Here is an 18518-nt window from a genome sequence, read left to right as displayed (position 1 = left end):
ATATGGAGCAAATTTCAGTAAAGAAATTAGAAGAGGTACTTGTTGTAGCAGGGGATGATAAACAGAAGCAAAAGGAATTTTATGAATTGCTCTTATCTACTGAGTTTTATGTTGCTGGTTCACTAGAAGCAGAGGACGGGGCAACAGAAGGAATACTTCGTTTGCGTCATTTCCAAGGAGAAGGTAGATGGATCGTTCCGTTCTTTACACAAATGGAATTTGTAAAAGATGTGTTGCCAGAAGGAACGCCCCTTATTACGATACGTGGGAAAGAGTTATTTGGTAGCATTGAGAAAGATGCTACAGCTGTATTAAATGTTGGCACTGATATAAGTAAAACATTTATTCCAGAAGAAATTGCAGATATCGCATCTGGACGAATTTTTAATTATTATAAGTAAAAGGAAAAGCGTAATCGCTTTTCCTTTTTAATTTGAATATGGAGTGGCTATACCAGAAGAAATAGAGACTGTTTTATTATTCGTGTTTATTGTCGCTGTAGCTCCAAGTGGAATACCGATGTTTGGACTTATATGTCCAATTGGTAAATCGAATAGGACAGGTATATGATATGGCGCGAAATATTCATATAATATTGTTTGCAATGATTGAGATGGCTTTGAAGGAGTGCAGTCGTGACAACTTGTGAAAATAACGCCCCTGCATTCATTAAACTTTCCAGATAAAAGTAGCTGATTTAACATACGGTCAATGCGGTACGGTTCTTCACCAATGTCTTCAAGTAATAAAAGTGTATTGTCCGTATTTATCTCGTAGGGCGAACCAATTATACTTGTTAACACAGCTAAATTTCCTCCAACTAACGTACTTGTAACTGTACTGTGAGAGCTAGGTACGATACATTCTGATGCAGATAAAATGGTTGAATACGGATGGAATAGCTGATTAAAAGAGGATAAAGATAGGGAATCAATACCTTTTCCTAGTTCTTCAATCATCGGACCATGAAATGTTATAAGCTTTGCATAACGTGAAAAAGCAGTATGTAAAGCTGTAATGTCGCTATATCCCCAAAAGATTTTTTGATTCTGCCTAATAACTTCATATTGAATGTGAGGAAGAAGACGAGCACTTCCATAACCACCTCGTGCACAAAAAATTGCCTTCACTTCATTATTTGTAAATGCTTCATGTATATCGTCAAGCCGAACTTGATCACTTCCGGCTAAAAATCCATATTTCTCGTAAACACTCTTCCCGATTATTACGGATAACCCCATCTCTTGTAATACATTCACACCTTTTAATACATTTTCGATTGTAGGTGGACCAGATGGTGCAATAATCATTACTGTATCACCTTGTTTTAATGCATTTGGATAAATCATTAAGCTCAGCCTCCTTCTCTTTCAATATATTCGCTTCATTTGAGGTCCAACCCTTGCAAAAGCAGGGGAAAGCTTATCAAATAAAGAAGATATAAAGGAAATAGGAGGGAAAATGATGTTTACAAGTCGAGTAACAGACATATTAAAAATTGAGTATCCAGTCGTTCAAGCCGGTATGGCAGGCGCGATTACGACGCCAGAACTTGTTGCAGCAGTAAGTAATAGCGGAGGATTAGGGACGCTTGGAGCGGGCTATATGAGCCCAGAACAAATTCGTGAAGCGATTTATAGAATAAGAGAACTAACAGATAAGCCTTTCGGTGTTAATTTACTTGTAACGAAAGAGATACAAATAGAAGAAGAGAAGATAAATGAGGCGAAAGTATTACTAAGTGGAGTGAATAGAGAATTAGGTATAGAAGTAGAGGGGACGTTAAAGCTTCCAAAAAGCTATAAGGAACAATTACAAGTGCTATTAGATGAAAAAGTACCGGTCGTTAGTTTTGCATTTCAAACGTTAGAAAAAGAAGAAATAAATGCTTTAAAAAGAAGTGGAATAAAAGTTATCGGAACAGCTACCCATGTGAAGGAAGCGAAAGTACTTGCTGAGCTAGGAGTAGATATTATTATCGGGCAAGGTAGCGAAGCAGGAGGGCATAGAGGAACGTTTATTGGGGAAGAACGAGATGCTATGATTGGTACGTTTGCGTTAATACCTCAGTTAGTAGAAGCTGTTCCGCATATCCCAATTGTCGCAGCAGGTGCTGTAATGAGCGGGCAAGGGCTTGTTGCGGCATTGGCACTAGGAGCAGAAGGTGTTCAAATGGGATCGGCCTTTTTAACAAGTGAAGAGAGTGTTACGCACGATGTGTATAAAGAAGCGGTTTTACATAGTACAGATACGAGCACAACTGTAACTCGTGCGTTTTCCGGGAAATATGCACGGGGTATCCGGAATGAATTTATAGAGAGACATGAAGGAAAAGAAGAAGGGCTTCCAATGTATCCAGTGCAAAACGTATTAACTTCTAAAATACGCCAAGAGGCAGCGAAGCAAAATAAGGAAGAATATATGTCACTTTGGGCAGGACAGGCAGCATCGTTGGCACGAATCGAATCAGCTCAGCATGTAGTGGAGCGAGTTATGAAAGAAGCGGAGAATGCAATCGAGCAATTACAAAATATATACAAAAAGACCACTTGAGTAATTCAAGTGGCCTTTTCATTAGTTTGCTTTATAAAATTGTTGGATGGCTTCGTCGATGTAAACCCAGCCTTTCCAACCTAAGTGCATATGATCTTTTAAGAAGTATTTATCGTATTCATGATTTGAGAAGTCGGCAATTGGATAACCAGCTTTTTCAATTTGCTCATGAACTTTCTTATAGTATGCTTCGCGGCGTTCTTTCGGGAAGCCAGCGTAGTCGTACCAAGGACCTTTTACAGGAACAGAAATGAAGAGTGGTTTTGCACCAGATTGTTTTAATAAATCAAGTACAATTTGTAAATCTTCATATTCTGGCGATTGGTCATAAGCATCATTTTTTAAGTAACCTTCACGTTGCTTTAATTTTTTCTTAATTTTGCTATTGAAATAATCATCTTCAATACCGTATTCATTAGATCCAGATTCTACTGCACCTGTTTGATCCGCATGTTTACGAGCCTCTTCCCAGTTCATTTGTTTTAATGAAGGATCAAGCTTTTCTTTGTGCGGTTTAATATTAAACATAGCTGTAAATAAATCTTTACGATCTAAAATATTACGATAAATATAAGCGAAAGGTTTAGCAGCAAGTGCTTTTACTTTATACTTCGTATCATCATAAGCGATACCTTCAAGCGAAATTTTTAATAAAGTTTCTTTTTTTACAATCTCAAAGTTTAATAAACGCTTTGCAATTTGTTTTTTCATTTCAGGTTTTAAATCATTGTTGAAAATGAAGTGGTAACCTTGTTGTTTTGAAAAGTTAGGTGCAAAGTGCGTCTCGTCAATACCTTGTGGTACAAACCATTGCGGAGAAAGAACGAATACCATTTTCTTATCTTTCAATTGATCCATTGTAGATGCGAAGTTTAACACATGTACAAGGTCTTGTGTTCCGCCGCGTCCAAGAAGGAATGGCGTAAATCCTTCAGGCTTTACTTTAAAATAATTAGATGGATGGAAAGCATCCATACGTGCGAATTCCGATGAACCGTACATCGGAAGATATTTTGGATCTGCTAACATCTTTTGCTGTAAAATCATACTTTGAATCTTTTCTTCTTTTAAAGAAGTAGCAGCTTGTTCTACTTTTTCATCACTTAAAAGTGGAAGTAGAAAGCGCGTTGGAATAAGTAAGAATACAGCAAAAAGGGCCAATGCTAAAAGCATCGGACCAAATTTTGCTTTGTTCATCGGATTTCTTCCAACTTCTTAATAACCATGTTTGGTGTAGCCCACTCGTCACGGTCAAAATCAGAAATAGAAACTTCAATATCTAAACGCTCTTGGAATTCAACTAATAAAGATACTACAGCGAAAGAATCAAGAATACCTTCTTCAAATAATTGAACATCTAAGTTTTCTTTCACAATATCGTTTTCACATACTTCTTCTAAAATATCTAATACTTGCTCTTTGAATTCTGCCATTTTTAAAATCTCCTTTATATCCGAAATATATTATATGTGCAACTTCTTAATGGAATAAGAAGGGTGCATTAAAAGTATCTGTTAAGGTGTCCAGAGAAGATTAGGAAACCGAAACATACAACGTGGAACGTAATTACAATCGCAAGGATGCGTGTAAATTTATTGTTGGGCCAAAACTTATGCTTCTTGTTTTTTCGTTCGAAAATATCGAATAAAATAAACAGTGCGGCATGATATAGACCATAAATAATATACTGCGCAACAGCGCTTCCTTGGATATGCCAAATTCCCATAATGAAAAAATTTAAAAATGCACCGATATACGAAATTGTGTAACGGTTCTTAATTAACTTTTTCTTCGTTGCAAAAAAGACGAAACGCATGTAAATAAAATCACGGAACCAGAATGATAAACTCATGTGCCAGCGGTTCCAGAAGTCTTTAATATTACGACTAAGGAAGGGCTTATTAAAGTTTTCTGGCGTTTTAATTCCCATCATATAACTTACACCAATTACAAAAGAGCTATAACCAGCAAAATCAAAGAATAGATATAAGCTATAGCTATACATGTAAATCATATTTGAAAAGATTGTATCGTGTTGAGCGAATGCTGGATCCATACAATATTGTTTTATTAAGTAAGCAATAATAAATTTATACAAGAAACCTTGGAAAATACGATTTAGTCCTGTATATAGTAAATTTTGATATTCTTCAGCGCTAGGTGGCTTTTGAATATCTTTTTGGAATCTTCGGTAACGATCGATAGGTCCTGTTGAAATCGCAGGGAAGAATAAAACGAATTCCCAGAAGTTAAAGAAAGAAAGCTCTTTAATTAAACCATCACGAACTTCAAATACCATTTGAACTGCTCTGAATGTTACGTAAGATATACCTAGAAAAACAACAAGTTTTAACTCAGGTAATAACGATGCAAATGGTGCGATTTTTGCCAAAATAAGAGGCAAAATCGATAAAATAACAGCTATGCAAAATGTGAATGTACTATTATTTTGTTTTCTTAAAATTAAATAGCCTTTAATAAGGACATATTGCCAAATAATAAATGCAGCTAACATCATTGCTTGCTTTGGTTTATCTGAGAAGATAATAGCAAGCATGACTAATGTTAAAACGGCATTATATTTACGCAACATTTTACCTTTTAATCCAGCTATGATAGTAGGTATTAATAAAATGCCCACTATAGCGAAAAAATAAAATGATCCATATGCGGTCATGCTGTAACCTCACTCAATAATTTTTTGCGATCTACCTTTCCATTTGGTGTCATTGGAATAGAAGATTGATACATGAATTTACGTGGAATCATGTAGTTTGGTAATCGCTCATTGAGTTCTTTTTTGATTGCAGATGTTAATTTGAATTCTTTTTCAAACGAATGCTCCCCAGGAACAACAACCGCTAATAAATAATCGTATTTCTCACCTTTTTTAATTGGAACGATAACTGCACCTTCTACGTAAGAACACGCACGAAGGTGATGCTCAATTTCTTCTAATTCCATTCGATAACCATGCAGCTTAATTTGGAAATCAAGACGACCATTATAGAATAGAAGACCATTTTCAACATAGCCAGCATCGCCTGTTTTATAGGCGCGCTCACCGTCAATCATAGTAAATGCTTTTTCTGTTAATTCAGGGCTTCCTAAATATCCAACGCTTACGCTTGGACCGACAATTACGATTTCGCCTTTTTCACCATCAGGTGCAATCGTACCATCTTCTTTCATAATAAGAAGGCGACAGTCTGATTTACAGTAGCCAACTGGAAGTGATTTGTATTGATCAAGTACTTCTTCTGTCACGTGAATACCTGTTACAGCGACAGTAGCTTCTGTTGGACCGTACGTATTCATAATTGTTGCATTTGGGAAACGCTCAATTAATTTTCTAGCTACTTCATTTGGTAACACTTCACCGCAGAATAAGAATGTTTTCATGTTTGGTAGCATATTCTCAGAGAAAGATGCTTCCATTAAACACATCTCTGCGAAAGAAGGTGTGGAAGTCCATACTTGTATATCCGATTGCTCTAAAGAAGCAAACAAGTCTTTTGGACGCGCAATCATATCTTTATCGATTGCCCAAAGCGTACCACCTGTTACTAATGATGGGTAAATATCCATAACAGATAAATCGAATGAGAAAGGTGCTTGGTTTAAGAATACTTGCCCTGTTTGTAAGTTGAAATCTTCTACAGCCCATTTTGTAAAGCTAACAAGGCAGTTATAAGTAATCTGAACCCCTTTCGGATTACCTGTACTTCCTGATGTGTAAATAATGTAGAAGTTCTCATCACCTTTTACCGCATGTTCAGGATTTGGAGTGTTCCCTTTATGAGTAAAGAAAATATCTTTTAAGTTGTCTTCACTTACGATGCGAACTGGCAAATCAGTTACAGTTACTTCTGCTGCCGATAAAAGCAATTTCGCACCAGAATTTTCAGCGATACGTTGTACACGATCAGCTGGGATAGATAAATCTACAGGAATGTAAGCATGTCCAGCTTTTACACATCCTAAAAAGTTAATAATCATTTCAGGTTGCATATGGCCATACACCATAATTGGTGAACGATCGTCTGGATACTCAGAAGAAATCCAATGTGCTAACGCATCAGAATCTTCCTTTAATTGTTTGTACGTAATTTTCGCATCTCGCCAAACAAAAGCGGTTTGATCAGGCGTTTCAATAGCCCACTTTTCAATTTGTTCTAATAACTTCATAACGTTCCCACCCTAGAATTCATTGTAAATAAATGTACTTGTGTTTGTATCATGGAATCCATACAACCAAAGTAATGCAAATAAAATTGCAAGATAATAAACCGTCTTTGCAACCCATTGTGTGAGTGGTCGAGACCATATCTCTTTTAATCTTTCCATGTCTTTCCCTCTCTTAATGAAATAATAGCTCTTTGTAGGTATCATGTCCTACATTATTGTGAAAAAAACAAAATCCCACATTTTAGGTAAAAATAAGTCAAAAGGCTCTTTTCTGATATTAGCACTAAATACTAAAAAAGAAAATCCCTAACTTAGCAATTATATTACATTCAGCATGAATTTGTAATGGGTTTGACATGTAAATAGAAAGTGGATTGTGTGAATACATAAAAGTGGACTATAAGAATACGTAAAAATGCAGTATTTGTTTTTATTAATCATTTAAGACGGAGTAAAATTTAAAATTTCTAGTTCTTTTGAAAAGGAGGAAATTATCATGAATAGAGTGTGGAAGAGTCTAATTTCGGAAGAAAATATCGTGAAATGGAGAAGGCATTTTCATAAGTATCCGGAATTATCATTTCATGAAAAAGAAACTTCGCAATTTATATATGATACACTATGCTCATTTTCTTCTTTTGAAGTAACGAGACCGACGAAGTATAGTGTACTAGCAATTAAAAGGGGTGTGAAGCAAGGGAAAGTAATTGCGATTCGAGCTGATATAGATGCTTTGCCAATTCAAGAGGAGACAAGTAAATCTTATACATCTGTGAAAAAAGGAATGATGCATGCATGTGGGCACGATGCTCACGCAGCTATTTTATTAAGCACTGCAGAGGTGCTTAATAATATGAAGGAAGAGTTTGTAGGAGAAATTCGTCTATTCTTTCAGCATGCAGAAGAAGTATACCCTGGTGGTGGACAAGAAATGGTTGAGGCTGGTGTTATGGACGGTGTTGATTATGTAATAGGTTTACATGTTATGTCTGGCTTGGAAAGTGGGAATGTAGGAATTGTATATGGACCGATGATGGCAGCACCAGACGTATTTACAGTTGAGATCCAAGGCAAAGGAGGGCATGCGGCGCGGCCAGAAGAAACGATTGATCCTATCGCTATCGGAGCGCAGATTATTACAAATCTACAACATATCGTATCTAGAAATACAAGTGCTTTCATGCAAAGAGTCGTTTCAGTTACGCAGTTTCATGGGGGAGTGGCTGACAATATTATTCCTAGTACAGCAACTTTAATGGGAACTGTTCGTTCATTTAATCAAGCATTGAGGGTGGAAGCAGAAGGGAAAATCGAGAAAATTGTGAAAGGAATTACAGAAGCACATGGAGGATCGTATACATATACGTATCGATATGGATATGATCCGGTTATTAATGATGAATATATTACGAAAATAGTAGAAGAAAGTGCACTACATTTGTTTGGGAATGAGCGTGTTGTGAAGCTTGAACCTTCTATGGGTGGGGAAGATTTTTCAGCATATTTAAGAAAAGCACCCGGTTGTTTCATTAAATTAGGAACAGGTAATGAAAATATATATACTTGTTATCCACATCATCATCCGAAATTTGACGTGGATGAATCAGCATTAATTTGTGGAGTGGAGCTATTTTTAGAGACTACTATAAGATTACTAAAATCATAGAAAAACAAAAAAAGGCAACTGCGCTCTATCGCAGTTGCTTTTATTTCTTTCCGTCAGAGAGGGCTGAGAAAGAACTATGCTCATTCATAGTATATGAATAGCTAACGGACAAGCTTGTACATTTTAATCATTTTTTTAAAAATAGTTGTTGACATTGATAATCAATGTCAATTAATCTAAATATAGTTGAAATTGATAATTATTATCAATAGGATGGATGCGACATGTTAATGAGAAAAAAATTTCACCTTCTACGGAGGGGATTAAAAGATAAAAATAAAGATGTTGATCAGCATATGGAATGGCAACGAAATGTAATTCGGTCTGAATATGTAGATGAGAAGAAGAGCATTCAAACAGAAAAAGAGATACAAAGTAAAGGGAGAGGTTCAGTTGAGTAAGTTAGTAATGATTTTTGCAAGTATGAGTGGAAATACAGAGGAAATGGCTGACCATATTGCCGGCGTAATTCGTGAAACAGAAAATGAAATTGAAGTTATTGATATTATGGATTCACCAGAAGCTTCTATATTGGAACAGTATGATGGAATTATTTTAGGTGCATACACTTGGGGAGATGGTGATCTTCCTGATGATTTCTTAGATTTTTATGATGCAATGGATTCTATTGATTTAACTGGGAAAAAAGCGGCAGTATTCGGATCATGTGATTCGGCTTATCCGAAATACGGAGTGGCGGTTGACATTTTAATAGAAAAGCTACAAGAGCGCGGGGCAGCAGTTGTGTTAGAAGGACTAAAAGTAGAATTAACGCCAGAAGATGAAGATGTAGAAAAATGTTTACAGTTTGGAGCTGAATTTGTAAAACACCTTTCTTAATGGCAGAAGGGAGCTGAAGAGCAAGTGCATGAGAAAATCTCAATCAAAACGATGACAGATTATCATTTGTATGATTTTATGCGGTGTCCGCATAAATTTTATTTTCGTCATATAAAAAGAAGAGAACCTTCTTCATTTGAATGGCAACAAATAGCGCAAATGATTGTGAATCAAATTATTAACGAGTATTACACGCTACCTGCGGGTCAACAAACGAAAATTGTACTTTTAATATTAATAGAAAAGTATTGGAAAAAAGTAAGGATTAATATGTTTGCTTCGAAGACGGAGTACTATATTGTATTAGCGAAGCTAACGGATCACTTATTACAGTTTGTTGAAAGGGATGATAGTCAGACACCACCATTGTTTTTATACGAGAAGTTTCAAAAATATATGGAAGAGTTAGGTGTCCACATGTCATTGACATTTGAAGTTGGTGAGTGGAATGCTGAGTCGTTTGTAATTAAAAAGTATGTTGTCGATGCGGATGAGGAAATGCTTGCTCTTTGTCAGAAGCTAATGACAGTATTCAGTTATAAAGCTTTCGGCGTTCTTCCAGGAAAAATTGAAGTTATTAATTTAATAGAAGGAACTAAGTATGAGTACATTCCGAAACAGGAAGATATTATAACTGGAATGGCTGATTTATCTAGAATGAAAGAAATGTTACAGCAACCTGAGCATTATACAGAGCGTCATTTTCGTTCTGAGTGTATAAGTTGTGCGTTTCGTAGTGAATGCCAAGGGGAAGAAGTAAAGAAAGAAGCGAAACAGAAGAAAAATATAGTACATTAAAGGATGCAATTTTGCATCCTTTTTTGTTATTGACATGAAAAGCTTTTCATCATTTACGGTATATTTGTAGCAGATTTTAATAAAGTGAAACTTTAATCAGTGGGGGTCAATCGGGCTACCCGCAAATAGCGGGATAAAGGGAGGAATAATCAATGAAAGATGAAACGAAAGTATTTCAATGGTTAAAAGAACAAAATGCTCCTTTTGAAATTCAACTGCAAATCCTACAGGCATTTCAATTGTATAAAGTTATTGTTGAAATGGATAAAAAGTTAATGATGTATGAGGAGAGAGTATATAGGGAGAGAATGTAATCTCATCCCTGTAATATCGTTTTTAGCTGTTCTGTACCTGTAATGAATTCGAGTTCATTCTCTGATTCAAAGTTATAAATAATATTATGTAGTAAAGGACTGTATTGATAAAAGGTAGTAATGCGGTGAATGAGTAATGGATCATGATGAGGAATAAGTGTACTGTACTGTTCATATACAGATGTAGTAAACTCATGTCCGAAATCATAATATAGCCCTGCAAAATCAAAAGCAGGATCGCCAATTTGCGCATCACCAAAATCGATAACACCTGAAATGCTTTTGTTCTGCTTGTTAAATAAAATGTGATGATGTGTAAAATCAGCGTGAATGATTGTGTTTTGAAAAGTGGATGTAGCTAAACATGCAAAGAAATTTTCAAATAAGCGATTTAAGGCTAGTTTCTGTAATGAAGTAAGGTTAGTAGTAAGATATTGGTTTAATTTTGTTTGTAGCTCTTTCCAGTAGGTACATGTTTTTTCAATAGGGAAACATAGCGTTGTAACTTCGTTTAAAGGAATACTATGTAGTGCCGCAAGGAAAGTAGCTAATTGTGTAATAATTGCTTTCAGCTCTGTATCCTCCAGCTTGGCAACTGTTTCTGTTTTTAATGGTTCACCATGAATGAGAGTATAGTAACTACAAAGAGGAATCTCATCAGATTCATTTTTATAAATTAGGTGATATTGTGGAACCTTGATTTCTTGTAGTGATTGAGTGAGAATTGTGCATAGTTCTTTTTCTAACGGAATTCGCATTGCATATTCCTGTTTTCGCGGGAAACGAAATAGTAGCTCATCATTTACTATAACTGCTACATTATCCCACCCTTCTTCATTTTGTTTATATGAATGTATAGAAAGATTAGGCAAAGCTTCTTTTATATAATGTTTGTAAGAGTCCATAATTGTTCCTCGTTTCTGAGTTAAGTTATTCTATTTTATGATATCAGAATCTTCTTTCTATATGTTAAAATATAGCTATCATTATGAAGAAGGGCGGGAGTATTACGAAAAAAAGACTGTTAATCATTTCTCTATGTATCGCTTTTGTATTGTTTTGGTCATATAAAGAGGAGGTTTTTGCTACCTTTAAACCGATTGATCAGTACGAGTTAAATAAGGAATTAAAGAACAAAAGTATAGAAAATTTAACTCATAATGAAATGAAAAAGGTAGGAGAGCATTTTGTGACCGAGCAACTATCCGTGTTTGAGTTTAATAATAAAGAAGATGTGAAACGAAAAGGTGAAGAACTATTTTTAAATAGAGGGTATGAACAATTAATAGAAAATTATTATCCCAATCGTTTTCAAGATTTAGAGTATAAATTTACAAACGAGGAGATACGTGAAGAGACAGATGAGAGTTTTCTCTATCAAGCTGTAGCGTACGTTGCGGGTACTGAAAATGGTAAGAGAAGCGAAATGAAATTGAATTATGAAGTGAAAATTGTAAAGGTTAATAATATATTTATGGTGCTAGAACAAAAGCAGCGCGTACAATAAAGGAAATTCATTGCTCAATAGATCATTTGGGGGTGTACTACTTAATGCGGAATAAAAAGGCCCTCAAGGAATCAAGGACCTTTAAAGATTTTCATTTTGTTGACCAAGTTCTTTTTGAGCAATATATAAATTTCCTTGCTCCACTTGTTTAAGTGTATGAACAGAATCGCCTGCATATCCTTTTTGTGTTTTAACAGTTCTTTTGGAACGATTGGAATTTTGTTTCTTCATATAATAGGCCACCTTTCATCAAAAATAAACGAAAATGATAAGTATGAGTAATACAGCGGCGAAAATGGTAATGCCCATTAAAAACGAAGTGTTTTTATATTTAGGTGGCTTATGTACATCTTGCCGATATCCAGGTGAAATTTCAGGGGCAAATTCTTCATTGAATGATTGCTTTTTTTCTTTGTCGTCCATATGTACCCACCTTTCTTTTTCATTATATTATACGTTACAAGAAAAAATATGCATAAAGAAAACAGCCGCTTTATTATTAGCGGCTGTTTTGTGTTGTATATTTTCGTTGTACTTGAAAGAGACGGATAAGGAGGAAGGCAGCGCCAAATGCTAGACCGATAATAAGACCGATCCAATAACCTTTTGCGGCCCATTCTGTATATGTTGCTAATATGTAACCTAGTGGTAGACCTATTATCCAATAAGCAATTAAAGTCATAATTAGAGCAACATTTACATCTTTATACCCACGCAGAGCTCCTTGTACAGGGGTTGCAATTGCATCTGAAATTTGAAATAAAATCGCAAAGATAAGAAATTCTTTTGCTAAATGATGAACTTTTGCATCTGTCGTATAAATAGAAGCAATTTGATTATCAAAGAAGTAGAGAAGAATTGAATATAATAAAGCAAAGGCAAGGGCTAATCCAATTCCAATCAGTCCGTATTGTTTTGCATTATCGTAACGTTTTGCTCCAACTTCGAATCCGACTGCAATAGTCATTGCCATTGCTAAACTTAGCGGAGTCATATATAACAAGGAAGCAAAGTTCATAGCTGCTTGGTGAGCTGCAATAGTTGTCGTACTAAAATTACTCATCATGAGCGTTACCGCAGCGAAAATACTCGTTTCAAAAAAGATAGCAAATCCGATAGGAACGCCAAGCTTTAAGAATGTTGTCCAACTCGAAAGAGAAGGGCGATATAATTGTTTGAAAATGTTGAAAGAGGCAAAAGGCTCTTTCGTCTGAATAATAATGACTGTAATAATTAAAATGCACCAATATGTTGCAGTGGAAGCAATTGCTGCTCCGACACCACCAAGCTTTGGGAAACCGAAGTTACCAAAAATTAATAGGTAATTTAATATTACGTTAATTGGTAATGATAGTAATGTAATAATCATCGTTGTGCGAGTTTTTCCTAATGCATCAATAAATCCACGTAAAACAGTGTAAGTGAATAAAGGTATAATTCCTATTGCGATAATACTTAAAAATTGAGCTGCAATTCGTTCCACAGGTTCTTCTAAGCGCATGCCGTTTAAAATAGGTGAAACGACGAAGAAACCGATGAGGATAACAACGAAGCTAGCACAAATTGCTAAATAAACTGCTTGTATGACAACGTGGGGAACGTCCTTTTTTTTCTTGGATCCGACGAGTTGTGCAACAATGGGAGTAGTAGCCATTAAAATTCCTGTTAATCCCGTACTAACTGGAAGCCATATACTTGTTCCAATTGCAACACCTGCTAAATCAGTTGGACTTGCATGTCCTGACATTGTTGTATCAAAAAAACTCATCGCAAATAATGACATTTGCGTTACGAAAATCGGAAAAAATAGTAATACAAATTGCTTTAACTTTTGTGAAAATGAAGTAGTTTCTTTCATAAAATCCCCTTTCCATATAAAAAAACAAACTCTTACTATCATACAATTTAATCAAAGATTAGAAAAGAAATACGCGCCTACAACATATGAAACCAATAAAAAAAGGATGCACTTTGAAAAGGGATAAGGTATTATGATAAGGTGTGAAAAAATTACATATTATTTGTTATTAAGGAGGCACTACTTGTGGCTGATTGGTTAATTGGTTTAATCATGGGTGCTGTTGAAGGGTTAACAGAGTTTCTACCAGTATCATCAACAGGACATATGATTTTAACAGGACATTTAATTGGATTTGACGATGAGAGAGCGAAAGTTTTTGAAGTTGTTATCCAATTGGGATCGATTTTAGCAGTTGTTGTTATATTTTGGAAGCGTCTATGGTCGTTAGTTGGAATAGGTAAAGTAACAGACGGACCATCGTTAAATTTATTACATATTATTATCGGGATGATTCCTGCCGGGATACTTGGCGTATTATTCCATAGCACTATTAAAGAGGTTTTATTTGGTCCAGGACCAGTTGTTATTAGCTTAGTAGCCGGTGGTATTTTAATGATTGTTGCTGAGAAGTTTTCAAAACCAAGTACAGCAAGAACGTTAGATGAAATCACATATAAACAGGCATTTACAATTGGAATGTTTCAATGTTTAGCTCTTTGGCCAGGATTCTCTCGTTCTGGTTCTACAATCAGTGGTGGTTTATTAGCTCGCGTGTCGCATACAGCGGCAGCTGAATATACGTTCATTTTAGCGGTACCGATGATGGTAGCTGCAAGTGGATTAGATTTAATTAAAAGCTGGGATGTATTAAGCTCAGCAGATATAACGCTATTTGTAACAGGGTTTATAACTGCATTCGTTGTTGCGATGCTTGCAATTGTTTCATTCTTGAAATTATTATCTCGTGTGAAACTAACACCGTTCGCTTATTATCGTTTCATTTTAGCTGCGGTATTCTATTTCTTCATTATGTAATAAAAAAACCTGCCGAGCTCGGCAGGTTTTTTTATTTTACTATTTTTTCCACTATATTTTCCATTACATGCTCCCAAAGAGAAGTATCATCAGCTAATGTAGCACGGAAATTAGCATACATTTCTTTTTGTTTTTCTTCGAATGTTGGATCTTCTTTTTCAGGTAATGTAGCGCGCATTGAAGTTACTAATTCTTGTACTTTTGGAGCGCGTGGTCCAAAGACGGCTTGTTCATTTCCATCTTTATCAATGAAAATAAAGATTGGAATCGCACGTGCTGTTCCATTTGTTAAATATTGATCCATTAATTCTAAGTTTTCGTCGCGAATTAATAAACTCATTTCAATATTTGCAACTTCAGAAATTCGTTTCATAACAGGTACGCATAAAAGAGCATCGCCACACCAATCAGCAGTTAATACGATAACACGCCAGCCGTCATTTTGACGTTCTTCTAATACAGGAAGTAATTCATTTGGAATTAAAAAGTTATTGTAAATGTGTAGTAGCTCGTATTGGTTTACTTGCATTTCATTCACATATGTATCAAAGGACATACCTTTATCAGCCCATTGTTGTAAGTTCATAATTAACACCTCTTTAGTAAGATTTGCTTTCATTGTACCAATTTTTATATAGAAAAGCTTGTATTCTTACTCTTTCTCGTCACTTAATAATTTATTTAAGAGGAAAAAGAATAGTACGACACATAATTCAGCTATGTTGGACATTTGTACGCTTTCTATCCAATCATCAGCAGTATGAATGACGAACCAATCTAGTGTAATTTCAATGAATGAGAAAAGAGTAATAGAAATCCAATTTGGCATGTTTTGTGTCAGTGGATATAGCAGCGCTTTGAAGAAACTGAAGATGAAAAATGTAATACTGTCTAAGAAAGTGATTAATAAAAAAAAGAGAAGTAACGCAGTACGTGAACTATACTCTATACCTGTAATTTGAAAGATTCCTACATATACAAAAAATATAAATGCAAAAATTATAATGAGAAAAAGAGCGATAATACTAATGATAATCGTTTTATCTTTTAGGCTGAGATTTGAGAATTTCTCCTCCTCATGCATTAAAATACCCCCTTTTTCTGGAAGTTAACTTCATTTTATCATGAAATACATATTAAAAAACTACGAATTATGGGAAAATAAGGTGACAAAAAGTAAGATTTCATGTAAAATTATTAATAAGGTTTTTATTTAACTAAATGAAATAAAAGGAGCTGTCAAAGTTGTCTCAAAATCGAGAGCAATTAATGGAAGAACTATCGACAAATGTGTTTGCTATGTTTCGCACATTGCGTAATGATATCGGAAAAATATTCGGTGGTTACATACCGTGGAATGAATTCATCGTCCTGAGAATATTAAATCGTACGAATAAAGAAATGGTATCGCGTGTAGCAAATGAATTAAATGTGTCGAATAGTCATATTACAGCTGTTACAGAAAAATTAATTAATAAAGGTTTTGTAACTCGTTCACGTTCTACATCAGATCGCCGAGTTGTGTATTTAGAGATTACAGAACAAGGGAAAGATTTAGTTGCGAAAATGGAAGATGCGAAAAAACAATATTTACAAGAAAGATTCTCTACACTTTCAGAAGATGAAATGAATGTAATGATTTCGATTTCCAAAAAACTTATTTAAGTGATAATAAACAAGAAAACGCTTACGTAATGAAAGAGAAGATCTTCCTTATATATGGAAGGTCTTCTTTCGTGTGTAATAGATGTTAAAAAATAAAATGTGTATGAAAAAAGATAGAGCGCCATACTACTAATACAAGGAAGGGGGGAGAAGTATGACGAATCGTAACGGTAGTAAAGGGAGCGGTAATCAAGGGTCACCAAAGTCCGGCCAGTTTAATCAGGAATTTAGCACTGAATTTGAAACTGGTAATGATAATAAAGGGAAAGAATATCGTTCTAAAAAAGGGAGTAAATCAAAAAAGGAGTGAATATATTCACTCCTTTTTTGATTTACGATGCTGCCGATTGATCAGTATTATATTTTTCTTCTGATTTTGCGACAATCATTGCGCAAATTGCATCACCAGAAATGTTTACAGCTGTTCTAGACATATCTAGAATACGGTCAATACCGATAATTAAAGCGATACCTTCTACTGGTAGATTTACTTGATTTAAAACCATTGTAAGCATTACAAGTCCAACACCTGGCACACCAGCAGTACCGATACTAGCTAGTACAGCAGTTAATACGACCATAGCTAATTGCGGTAATGTAAGTTCAACTCCGTATACTTGAGCGATAAATACAGTGGCTACCCCTTGCATAATGGCAGTACCATCCATATTAATAGTTGCCCCTAGTGGTTGTACAAATGAGCTTATCGCTTTTGGAACGCCAAGCTTATCTTGTGCTGTTTTCATTGCAAAAGGAAGCGATGCATTAGAGCTAGATGTACTAAATCCAATTGCCATTACTGGTCCGAAATGTTTAAAGAAACGAACAATACTTTCTTTTGCTAATACCTTTAATAAGCCGCCATATACAAAGACCCCGTGAATAATGAGTACTAACATAACGACAATCATATACTTGAACATCGCAGCGACGCCTGCAAGACCCATTTTACCAACGGATGAAGCGAGCAAACCGAATGTTCCAATTGGGGCTAATTTCATAACGAGATTAACAAGATACATCATTAATTCGTTGCCCTGTTCAAGTAATGAATGGATACCTTGAACTCGTTTTCCTAAAATAGCTATACCGAGTCCAATCAATACGGCAAAGGCAATGATTTGTAACATGTTTCCGTCAGCCATCGCTTTTGCTGGGTTATCTGGTACGATATTTAGCAATGTGTCGACGAAAGATGTTTCAGTTTTTGCCCCTTCATACTTAAGACCTTCTGTTTTAAAATTACCGCCAGCTCCTGGCTTTATAATAAGTGCAAATGTAACCGCTATAGTGATGGCAACCGCAGTTGTTACGAGAAAGAATGAAATTGATTTTAAACCGATTCTTCCAAGTTGTTTCGGATCTCCAAGGCCGGCAGCACCAAGTACGATAGAAATGAACACAACAGGAACAACTAGCATTTTAATAAGTCGAATAAACAATTGACCAATTGGGTTGAACACATATTGATTTAGTGGCTCAAAGATAGATGGAGCGGCTAAATTTAGAGTGAGTCCGACAACTAGACCTAGAAATAATGCGATTAAGATTGCTTTTGTTTGTTTCAATAAAATCCCCCCTTTTGTTTTTGCGAAATTCCTTCCTAAAGTAATTATACCGAAAAAATACCTAATTTGACAATATTTTCTGAATTTTTCGTTTTTTTATTTAAGTACAGATAGATTGATTTTGTGTTTGGAAAATAAAATAGACCATCACATTGGATGGTCTAGGGAAGGGGACAATTTATGTCAATTTAATTAGGGATGGAAGTTGCTTTAAGACACTGGGGAATGTCTTAAAAATTAGGGAGGAACAACTTCGATACATATACTATAAAAGATAGGTGTGACTCTCATGTGAACATAGGGTGAAAGAGAGAGGGAGTTTTAAATAAAAGATAGAAAGACAAAAAAATAAGACCATCATTTATAAGATGGTCAAGGAAGGGGACAATTTATGTCAATTTAATTAGGGATGGAAGCTGTTCAAAGACACTGGGGAATGTCTTGTAAATTAGGGAGGAACAACTTCGATACATATACTATAAAAGGGAGATGTGACCTCTGTGTGAACATAGAGTGAAAGAGAGAGGAAGTTTTAAATAAAAGATAGAAAGACAAAAAAATAAGACCATCATTTATAAGATGG

24 protein-coding genes are annotated in these 18518 nt (G+C 35.3%); 11 read left to right on the top strand and 13 right to left on the bottom strand.

All coding sequences use genetic code 11. The features are described 5' to 3' along the window. Positions 1 to 2 precede the first annotated feature (2 nt). Positions 3 to 401 (top strand): SseB family protein, encoded by a 399-nt coding sequence (locus ACODS7_RS04450; protein ID WP_000435265.1) that lies wholly within the window; start codon positions 3 to 5, stop codon positions 399 to 401. 27 nt (positions 402 to 428) lie between these two features. Here ACODS7_RS04450 and ACODS7_RS04445 read toward each other — a convergent pair whose 3' ends face one another. Beyond that, a complete protein-coding gene (locus tag ACODS7_RS04445; RefSeq protein ID WP_029441793.1) occupies positions 429 to 1349 on the bottom strand; it encodes a S66 peptidase family protein in 921 nt (306 codons plus the stop codon). Positions 1350 to 1464: 115 nt separating this feature from the next. Between ACODS7_RS04445 and ACODS7_RS04440 the strand changes: the two genes are divergently transcribed. Further along, positions 1465 to 2553 carry an NAD(P)H-dependent flavin oxidoreductase gene (locus ACODS7_RS04440; RefSeq protein WP_043936094.1) on the top strand — a complete coding sequence of 363 codons (1089 nt, stop codon included), beginning with the start codon at positions 1465 to 1467 and terminating at the stop codon, positions 2551 to 2553. Between the two features lie 21 nt (positions 2554 to 2574). On the opposite strand, the gene dltD is transcribed toward ACODS7_RS04440, so the two are convergent. The 5 genes from dltD to ACODS7_RS04415 all read right to left on the bottom strand — a co-directional run bounded on the left by dltD (position 2575) and on the right by ACODS7_RS04415 (position 6900). Beyond that, positions 2575 to 3750: a D-alanyl-lipoteichoic acid biosynthesis protein DltD gene (gene dltD / locus ACODS7_RS04435; RefSeq protein WP_001030272.1), complete on the bottom strand. Its 1176-nt coding sequence runs from the start codon at positions 3748 to 3750 to the stop codon at positions 2575 to 2577. Then, positions 3747 to 3986, bottom strand: a complete 240-nt coding sequence (gene dltC / locus ACODS7_RS04430) for a D-alanine--poly(phosphoribitol) ligase subunit DltC (RefSeq protein ID WP_000807310.1) — start codon at positions 3984 to 3986, stop codon at positions 3747 to 3749. Before dltC ends, dltD begins: the two co-directional genes overlap by 4 nt. 68 nt (positions 3987 to 4054) lie before the next feature. Then, on the bottom strand, positions 4055 to 5230 hold the full coding sequence (gene dltB / locus ACODS7_RS04425) for a D-alanyl-lipoteichoic acid biosynthesis protein DltB (RefSeq protein ID WP_029441794.1): 1176 nt from the start codon (positions 5228 to 5230) through the stop codon (positions 4055 to 4057). Further along, positions 5227 to 6741, bottom strand: coding sequence for a D-alanine--poly(phosphoribitol) ligase subunit DltA (gene dltA, locus ACODS7_RS04420; RefSeq protein ID WP_016082352.1), 1515 nt, complete (start codon positions 6739 to 6741; stop codon positions 5227 to 5229). Before dltA ends, dltB begins: the two co-directional genes overlap by 4 nt. A gap of 12 nt (positions 6742 to 6753) precedes the next feature. Then, positions 6754 to 6900: a teichoic acid D-Ala incorporation-associated protein DltX gene (locus ACODS7_RS04415; protein ID WP_000440293.1), complete on the bottom strand. Its 147-nt coding sequence runs from the start codon at positions 6898 to 6900 to the stop codon at positions 6754 to 6756. A 337-nt stretch (positions 6901 to 7237) separates the two neighbouring features. Here ACODS7_RS04415 and ACODS7_RS04410 point away from each other — a divergent pair, with 337 nt between their 5' ends. The 5 genes from ACODS7_RS04410 to ACODS7_RS04390 all read left to right on the top strand — a co-directional run bounded on the left by ACODS7_RS04410 (position 7238) and on the right by ACODS7_RS04390 (position 10359). Continuing rightward, a complete protein-coding gene (locus ACODS7_RS04410; protein ID WP_043936097.1) occupies positions 7238 to 8407 on the top strand; it encodes an amidohydrolase in 1170 nt (389 codons plus the stop codon). 224 nt (positions 8408 to 8631) lie between these two features. Then, entirely contained in the window at positions 8632 to 8808 is a 177-nt protein-coding gene (locus ACODS7_RS04405; protein WP_000929009.1) for a hypothetical protein, read from the top strand. Continuing rightward, on the top strand, positions 8801 to 9247 hold the full coding sequence (locus ACODS7_RS04400) for a flavodoxin (protein WP_000041153.1): 447 nt from the start codon (positions 8801 to 8803) through the stop codon (positions 9245 to 9247). Before ACODS7_RS04405 ends, ACODS7_RS04400 begins: the two co-directional genes overlap by 8 nt. 24 nt (positions 9248 to 9271) lie before the next feature. Further along, positions 9272 to 10045 (top strand): hypothetical protein, encoded by a 774-nt coding sequence (locus ACODS7_RS04395; RefSeq protein WP_029441796.1) that lies wholly within the window; start codon positions 9272 to 9274, stop codon positions 10043 to 10045. 152 nt (positions 10046 to 10197) lie between these two features. Beyond that, complete coding sequence (locus ACODS7_RS04390; RefSeq protein ID WP_000651086.1) at positions 10198 to 10359, top strand: hypothetical protein; 162 nt, start codon at positions 10198 to 10200, stop codon at positions 10357 to 10359. Between the two features lie 2 nt (positions 10360 to 10361). On the opposite strand, the gene ACODS7_RS04385 is transcribed toward ACODS7_RS04390, so the two are convergent. Continuing rightward, a complete protein-coding gene (locus ACODS7_RS04385) occupies positions 10362 to 11264 on the bottom strand; it encodes an aminoglycoside phosphotransferase family protein (RefSeq protein ID WP_029441797.1) in 903 nt (300 codons plus the stop codon). Between the two features lie 83 nt (positions 11265 to 11347). On the opposite strand from ACODS7_RS04385, the gene ACODS7_RS04380 reads away from it, so the two are divergent. After that, positions 11348 to 11866 (top strand): hypothetical protein, encoded by a 519-nt coding sequence (locus ACODS7_RS04380; protein ID WP_029441798.1) that lies wholly within the window; start codon positions 11348 to 11350, stop codon positions 11864 to 11866. 81 nt (positions 11867 to 11947) lie between these two features. Here ACODS7_RS04380 and ACODS7_RS04375 read toward each other — a convergent pair whose 3' ends face one another. The 3 genes from ACODS7_RS04375 to ACODS7_RS04365 form a co-directional block, all read right to left on the bottom strand. Continuing rightward, the gene (locus ACODS7_RS04375; protein WP_000744623.1) at positions 11948 to 12097 is read right to left on the bottom strand and encodes a hypothetical protein; all 150 of its coding nucleotides are present in this window, start codon (positions 12095 to 12097) and stop codon (positions 11948 to 11950) included. Positions 12098 to 12115: 18 nt separating this feature from the next. Continuing rightward, positions 12116 to 12289, bottom strand: a complete 174-nt coding sequence (locus ACODS7_RS04370) for a 2-isopropylmalate synthase (RefSeq protein ID WP_029441799.1) — start codon at positions 12287 to 12289, stop codon at positions 12116 to 12118. Positions 12290 to 12365: 76 nt separating this feature from the next. Further along, positions 12366 to 13724 carry an MATE family efflux transporter gene (locus tag ACODS7_RS04365; RefSeq protein ID WP_029441800.1) on the bottom strand — a complete coding sequence of 453 codons (1359 nt, stop codon included), beginning with the start codon at positions 13722 to 13724 and terminating at the stop codon, positions 12366 to 12368. A gap of 186 nt (positions 13725 to 13910) precedes the next feature. On the opposite strand from ACODS7_RS04365, the gene uppP reads away from it, so the two are divergent. After that, on the top strand, positions 13911 to 14702 hold the full coding sequence (gene uppP / locus ACODS7_RS04360; protein ID WP_029441801.1) for a bacitracin resistance undecaprenyl-diphosphatase: 792 nt from the start codon (positions 13911 to 13913) through the stop codon (positions 14700 to 14702). A 31-nt stretch (positions 14703 to 14733) separates the two neighbouring features. Here the strand turns inward: uppP and ACODS7_RS04355 are convergent, their stop codons facing one another. Then, entirely contained in the window at positions 14734 to 15321 is a 588-nt protein-coding gene (locus ACODS7_RS04355) for a thioredoxin family protein (protein ID WP_140163930.1), read from the bottom strand. A gap of 33 nt (positions 15322 to 15354) precedes the next feature. Then, on the bottom strand, positions 15355 to 15786 hold the full coding sequence (locus ACODS7_RS04350; protein WP_000544072.1) for a YrvL family regulatory protein: 432 nt from the start codon (positions 15784 to 15786) through the stop codon (positions 15355 to 15357). A 161-nt stretch (positions 15787 to 15947) separates the two neighbouring features. Between ACODS7_RS04350 and ACODS7_RS04345 the strand changes: the two genes are divergently transcribed. Further along, positions 15948 to 16367, top strand: coding sequence for a MarR family winged helix-turn-helix transcriptional regulator (locus tag ACODS7_RS04345; protein ID WP_000081434.1), 420 nt, complete (start codon positions 15948 to 15950; stop codon positions 16365 to 16367). 154 nt (positions 16368 to 16521) lie between these two features. After that, positions 16522 to 16677, top strand: coding sequence for a hypothetical protein (locus tag ACODS7_RS04340; RefSeq protein WP_000184928.1), 156 nt, complete (start codon positions 16522 to 16524; stop codon positions 16675 to 16677). A gap of 22 nt (positions 16678 to 16699) precedes the next feature. On the opposite strand, the gene ACODS7_RS04335 is transcribed toward ACODS7_RS04340, so the two are convergent. Continuing rightward, positions 16700 to 17935, bottom strand: coding sequence for a dicarboxylate/amino acid:cation symporter (locus ACODS7_RS04335; protein ID WP_016082345.1), 1236 nt, complete (start codon positions 17933 to 17935; stop codon positions 16700 to 16702). Between the last annotated feature and the right edge of the window lie 583 nt (positions 17936 to 18518).

Source organism: Bacillus sp. FG16, assembly GCF_057809515.1.
This window is presented reverse-complemented; position numbering and strand designations above follow the sequence as displayed.

Coding starts and splice junctions, on each gene's coding strand:
- ACODS7_RS04450 (WP_000435265.1), top strand. CDS start 3: ATGGAGCAAATTTCAGTAAAGAAATTAGAAGAGGTACTTGTTGTAGCA.
- ACODS7_RS04445 (WP_029441793.1), bottom strand. CDS start 1,349: ATGATTTATCCAAATGCATTAAAACAAGGTGATACAGTAATGATTATT.
- ACODS7_RS04440 (WP_043936094.1), top strand. CDS start 1,465: ATGTTTACAAGTCGAGTAACAGACATATTAAAAATTGAGTATCCAGTC.
- dltD (WP_001030272.1), bottom strand. CDS start 3,750: ATGAACAAAGCAAAATTTGGTCCGATGCTTTTAGCATTGGCCCTTTTT.
- dltC (WP_000807310.1), bottom strand. CDS start 3,986: ATGGCAGAATTCAAAGAGCAAGTATTAGATATTTTAGAAGAAGTATGT.
- dltB (WP_029441794.1), bottom strand. CDS start 5,230: ATGACCGCATATGGATCATTTTATTTTTTCGCTATAGTGGGCATTTTA.
- dltA (WP_016082352.1), bottom strand. CDS start 6,741: ATGAAGTTATTAGAACAAATTGAAAAGTGGGCTATTGAAACGCCTGAT.
- ACODS7_RS04415 (WP_000440293.1), bottom strand. CDS start 6,900: ATGGAAAGATTAAAAGAGATATGGTCTCGACCACTCACACAATGGGTT.
- ACODS7_RS04410 (WP_043936097.1), top strand. CDS start 7,238: ATGAATAGAGTGTGGAAGAGTCTAATTTCGGAAGAAAATATCGTGAAA.
- ACODS7_RS04405 (WP_000929009.1), top strand. CDS start 8,632: ATGTTAATGAGAAAAAAATTTCACCTTCTACGGAGGGGATTAAAAGAT.
- ACODS7_RS04390 (WP_000651086.1), top strand. CDS start 10,198: ATGAAAGATGAAACGAAAGTATTTCAATGGTTAAAAGAACAAAATGCT.
- ACODS7_RS04385 (WP_029441797.1), bottom strand. CDS start 11,264: ATGGACTCTTACAAACATTATATAAAAGAAGCTTTGCCTAATCTTTCT.
- ACODS7_RS04380 (WP_029441798.1), top strand. CDS start 11,348: ATGAAGAAGGGCGGGAGTATTACGAAAAAAAGACTGTTAATCATTTCT.
- ACODS7_RS04375 (WP_000744623.1), bottom strand. CDS start 12,097: ATGAAGAAACAAAATTCCAATCGTTCCAAAAGAACTGTTAAAACACAA.
- ACODS7_RS04370 (WP_029441799.1), bottom strand. CDS start 12,289: ATGGACGACAAAGAAAAAAAGCAATCATTCAATGAAGAATTTGCCCCT.
- ACODS7_RS04365 (WP_029441800.1), bottom strand. CDS start 13,724: ATGAAAGAAACTACTTCATTTTCACAAAAGTTAAAGCAATTTGTATTA.
- ACODS7_RS04355 (WP_140163930.1), bottom strand. CDS start 15,321: ATGAAAGCAAATCTTACTAAAGAGGTGTTAATTATGAACTTACAACAA.
- ACODS7_RS04350 (WP_000544072.1), bottom strand. CDS start 15,786: ATGCATGAGGAGGAGAAATTCTCAAATCTCAGCCTAAAAGATAAAACG.
- ACODS7_RS04340 (WP_000184928.1), top strand. CDS start 16,522: ATGACGAATCGTAACGGTAGTAAAGGGAGCGGTAATCAAGGGTCACCA.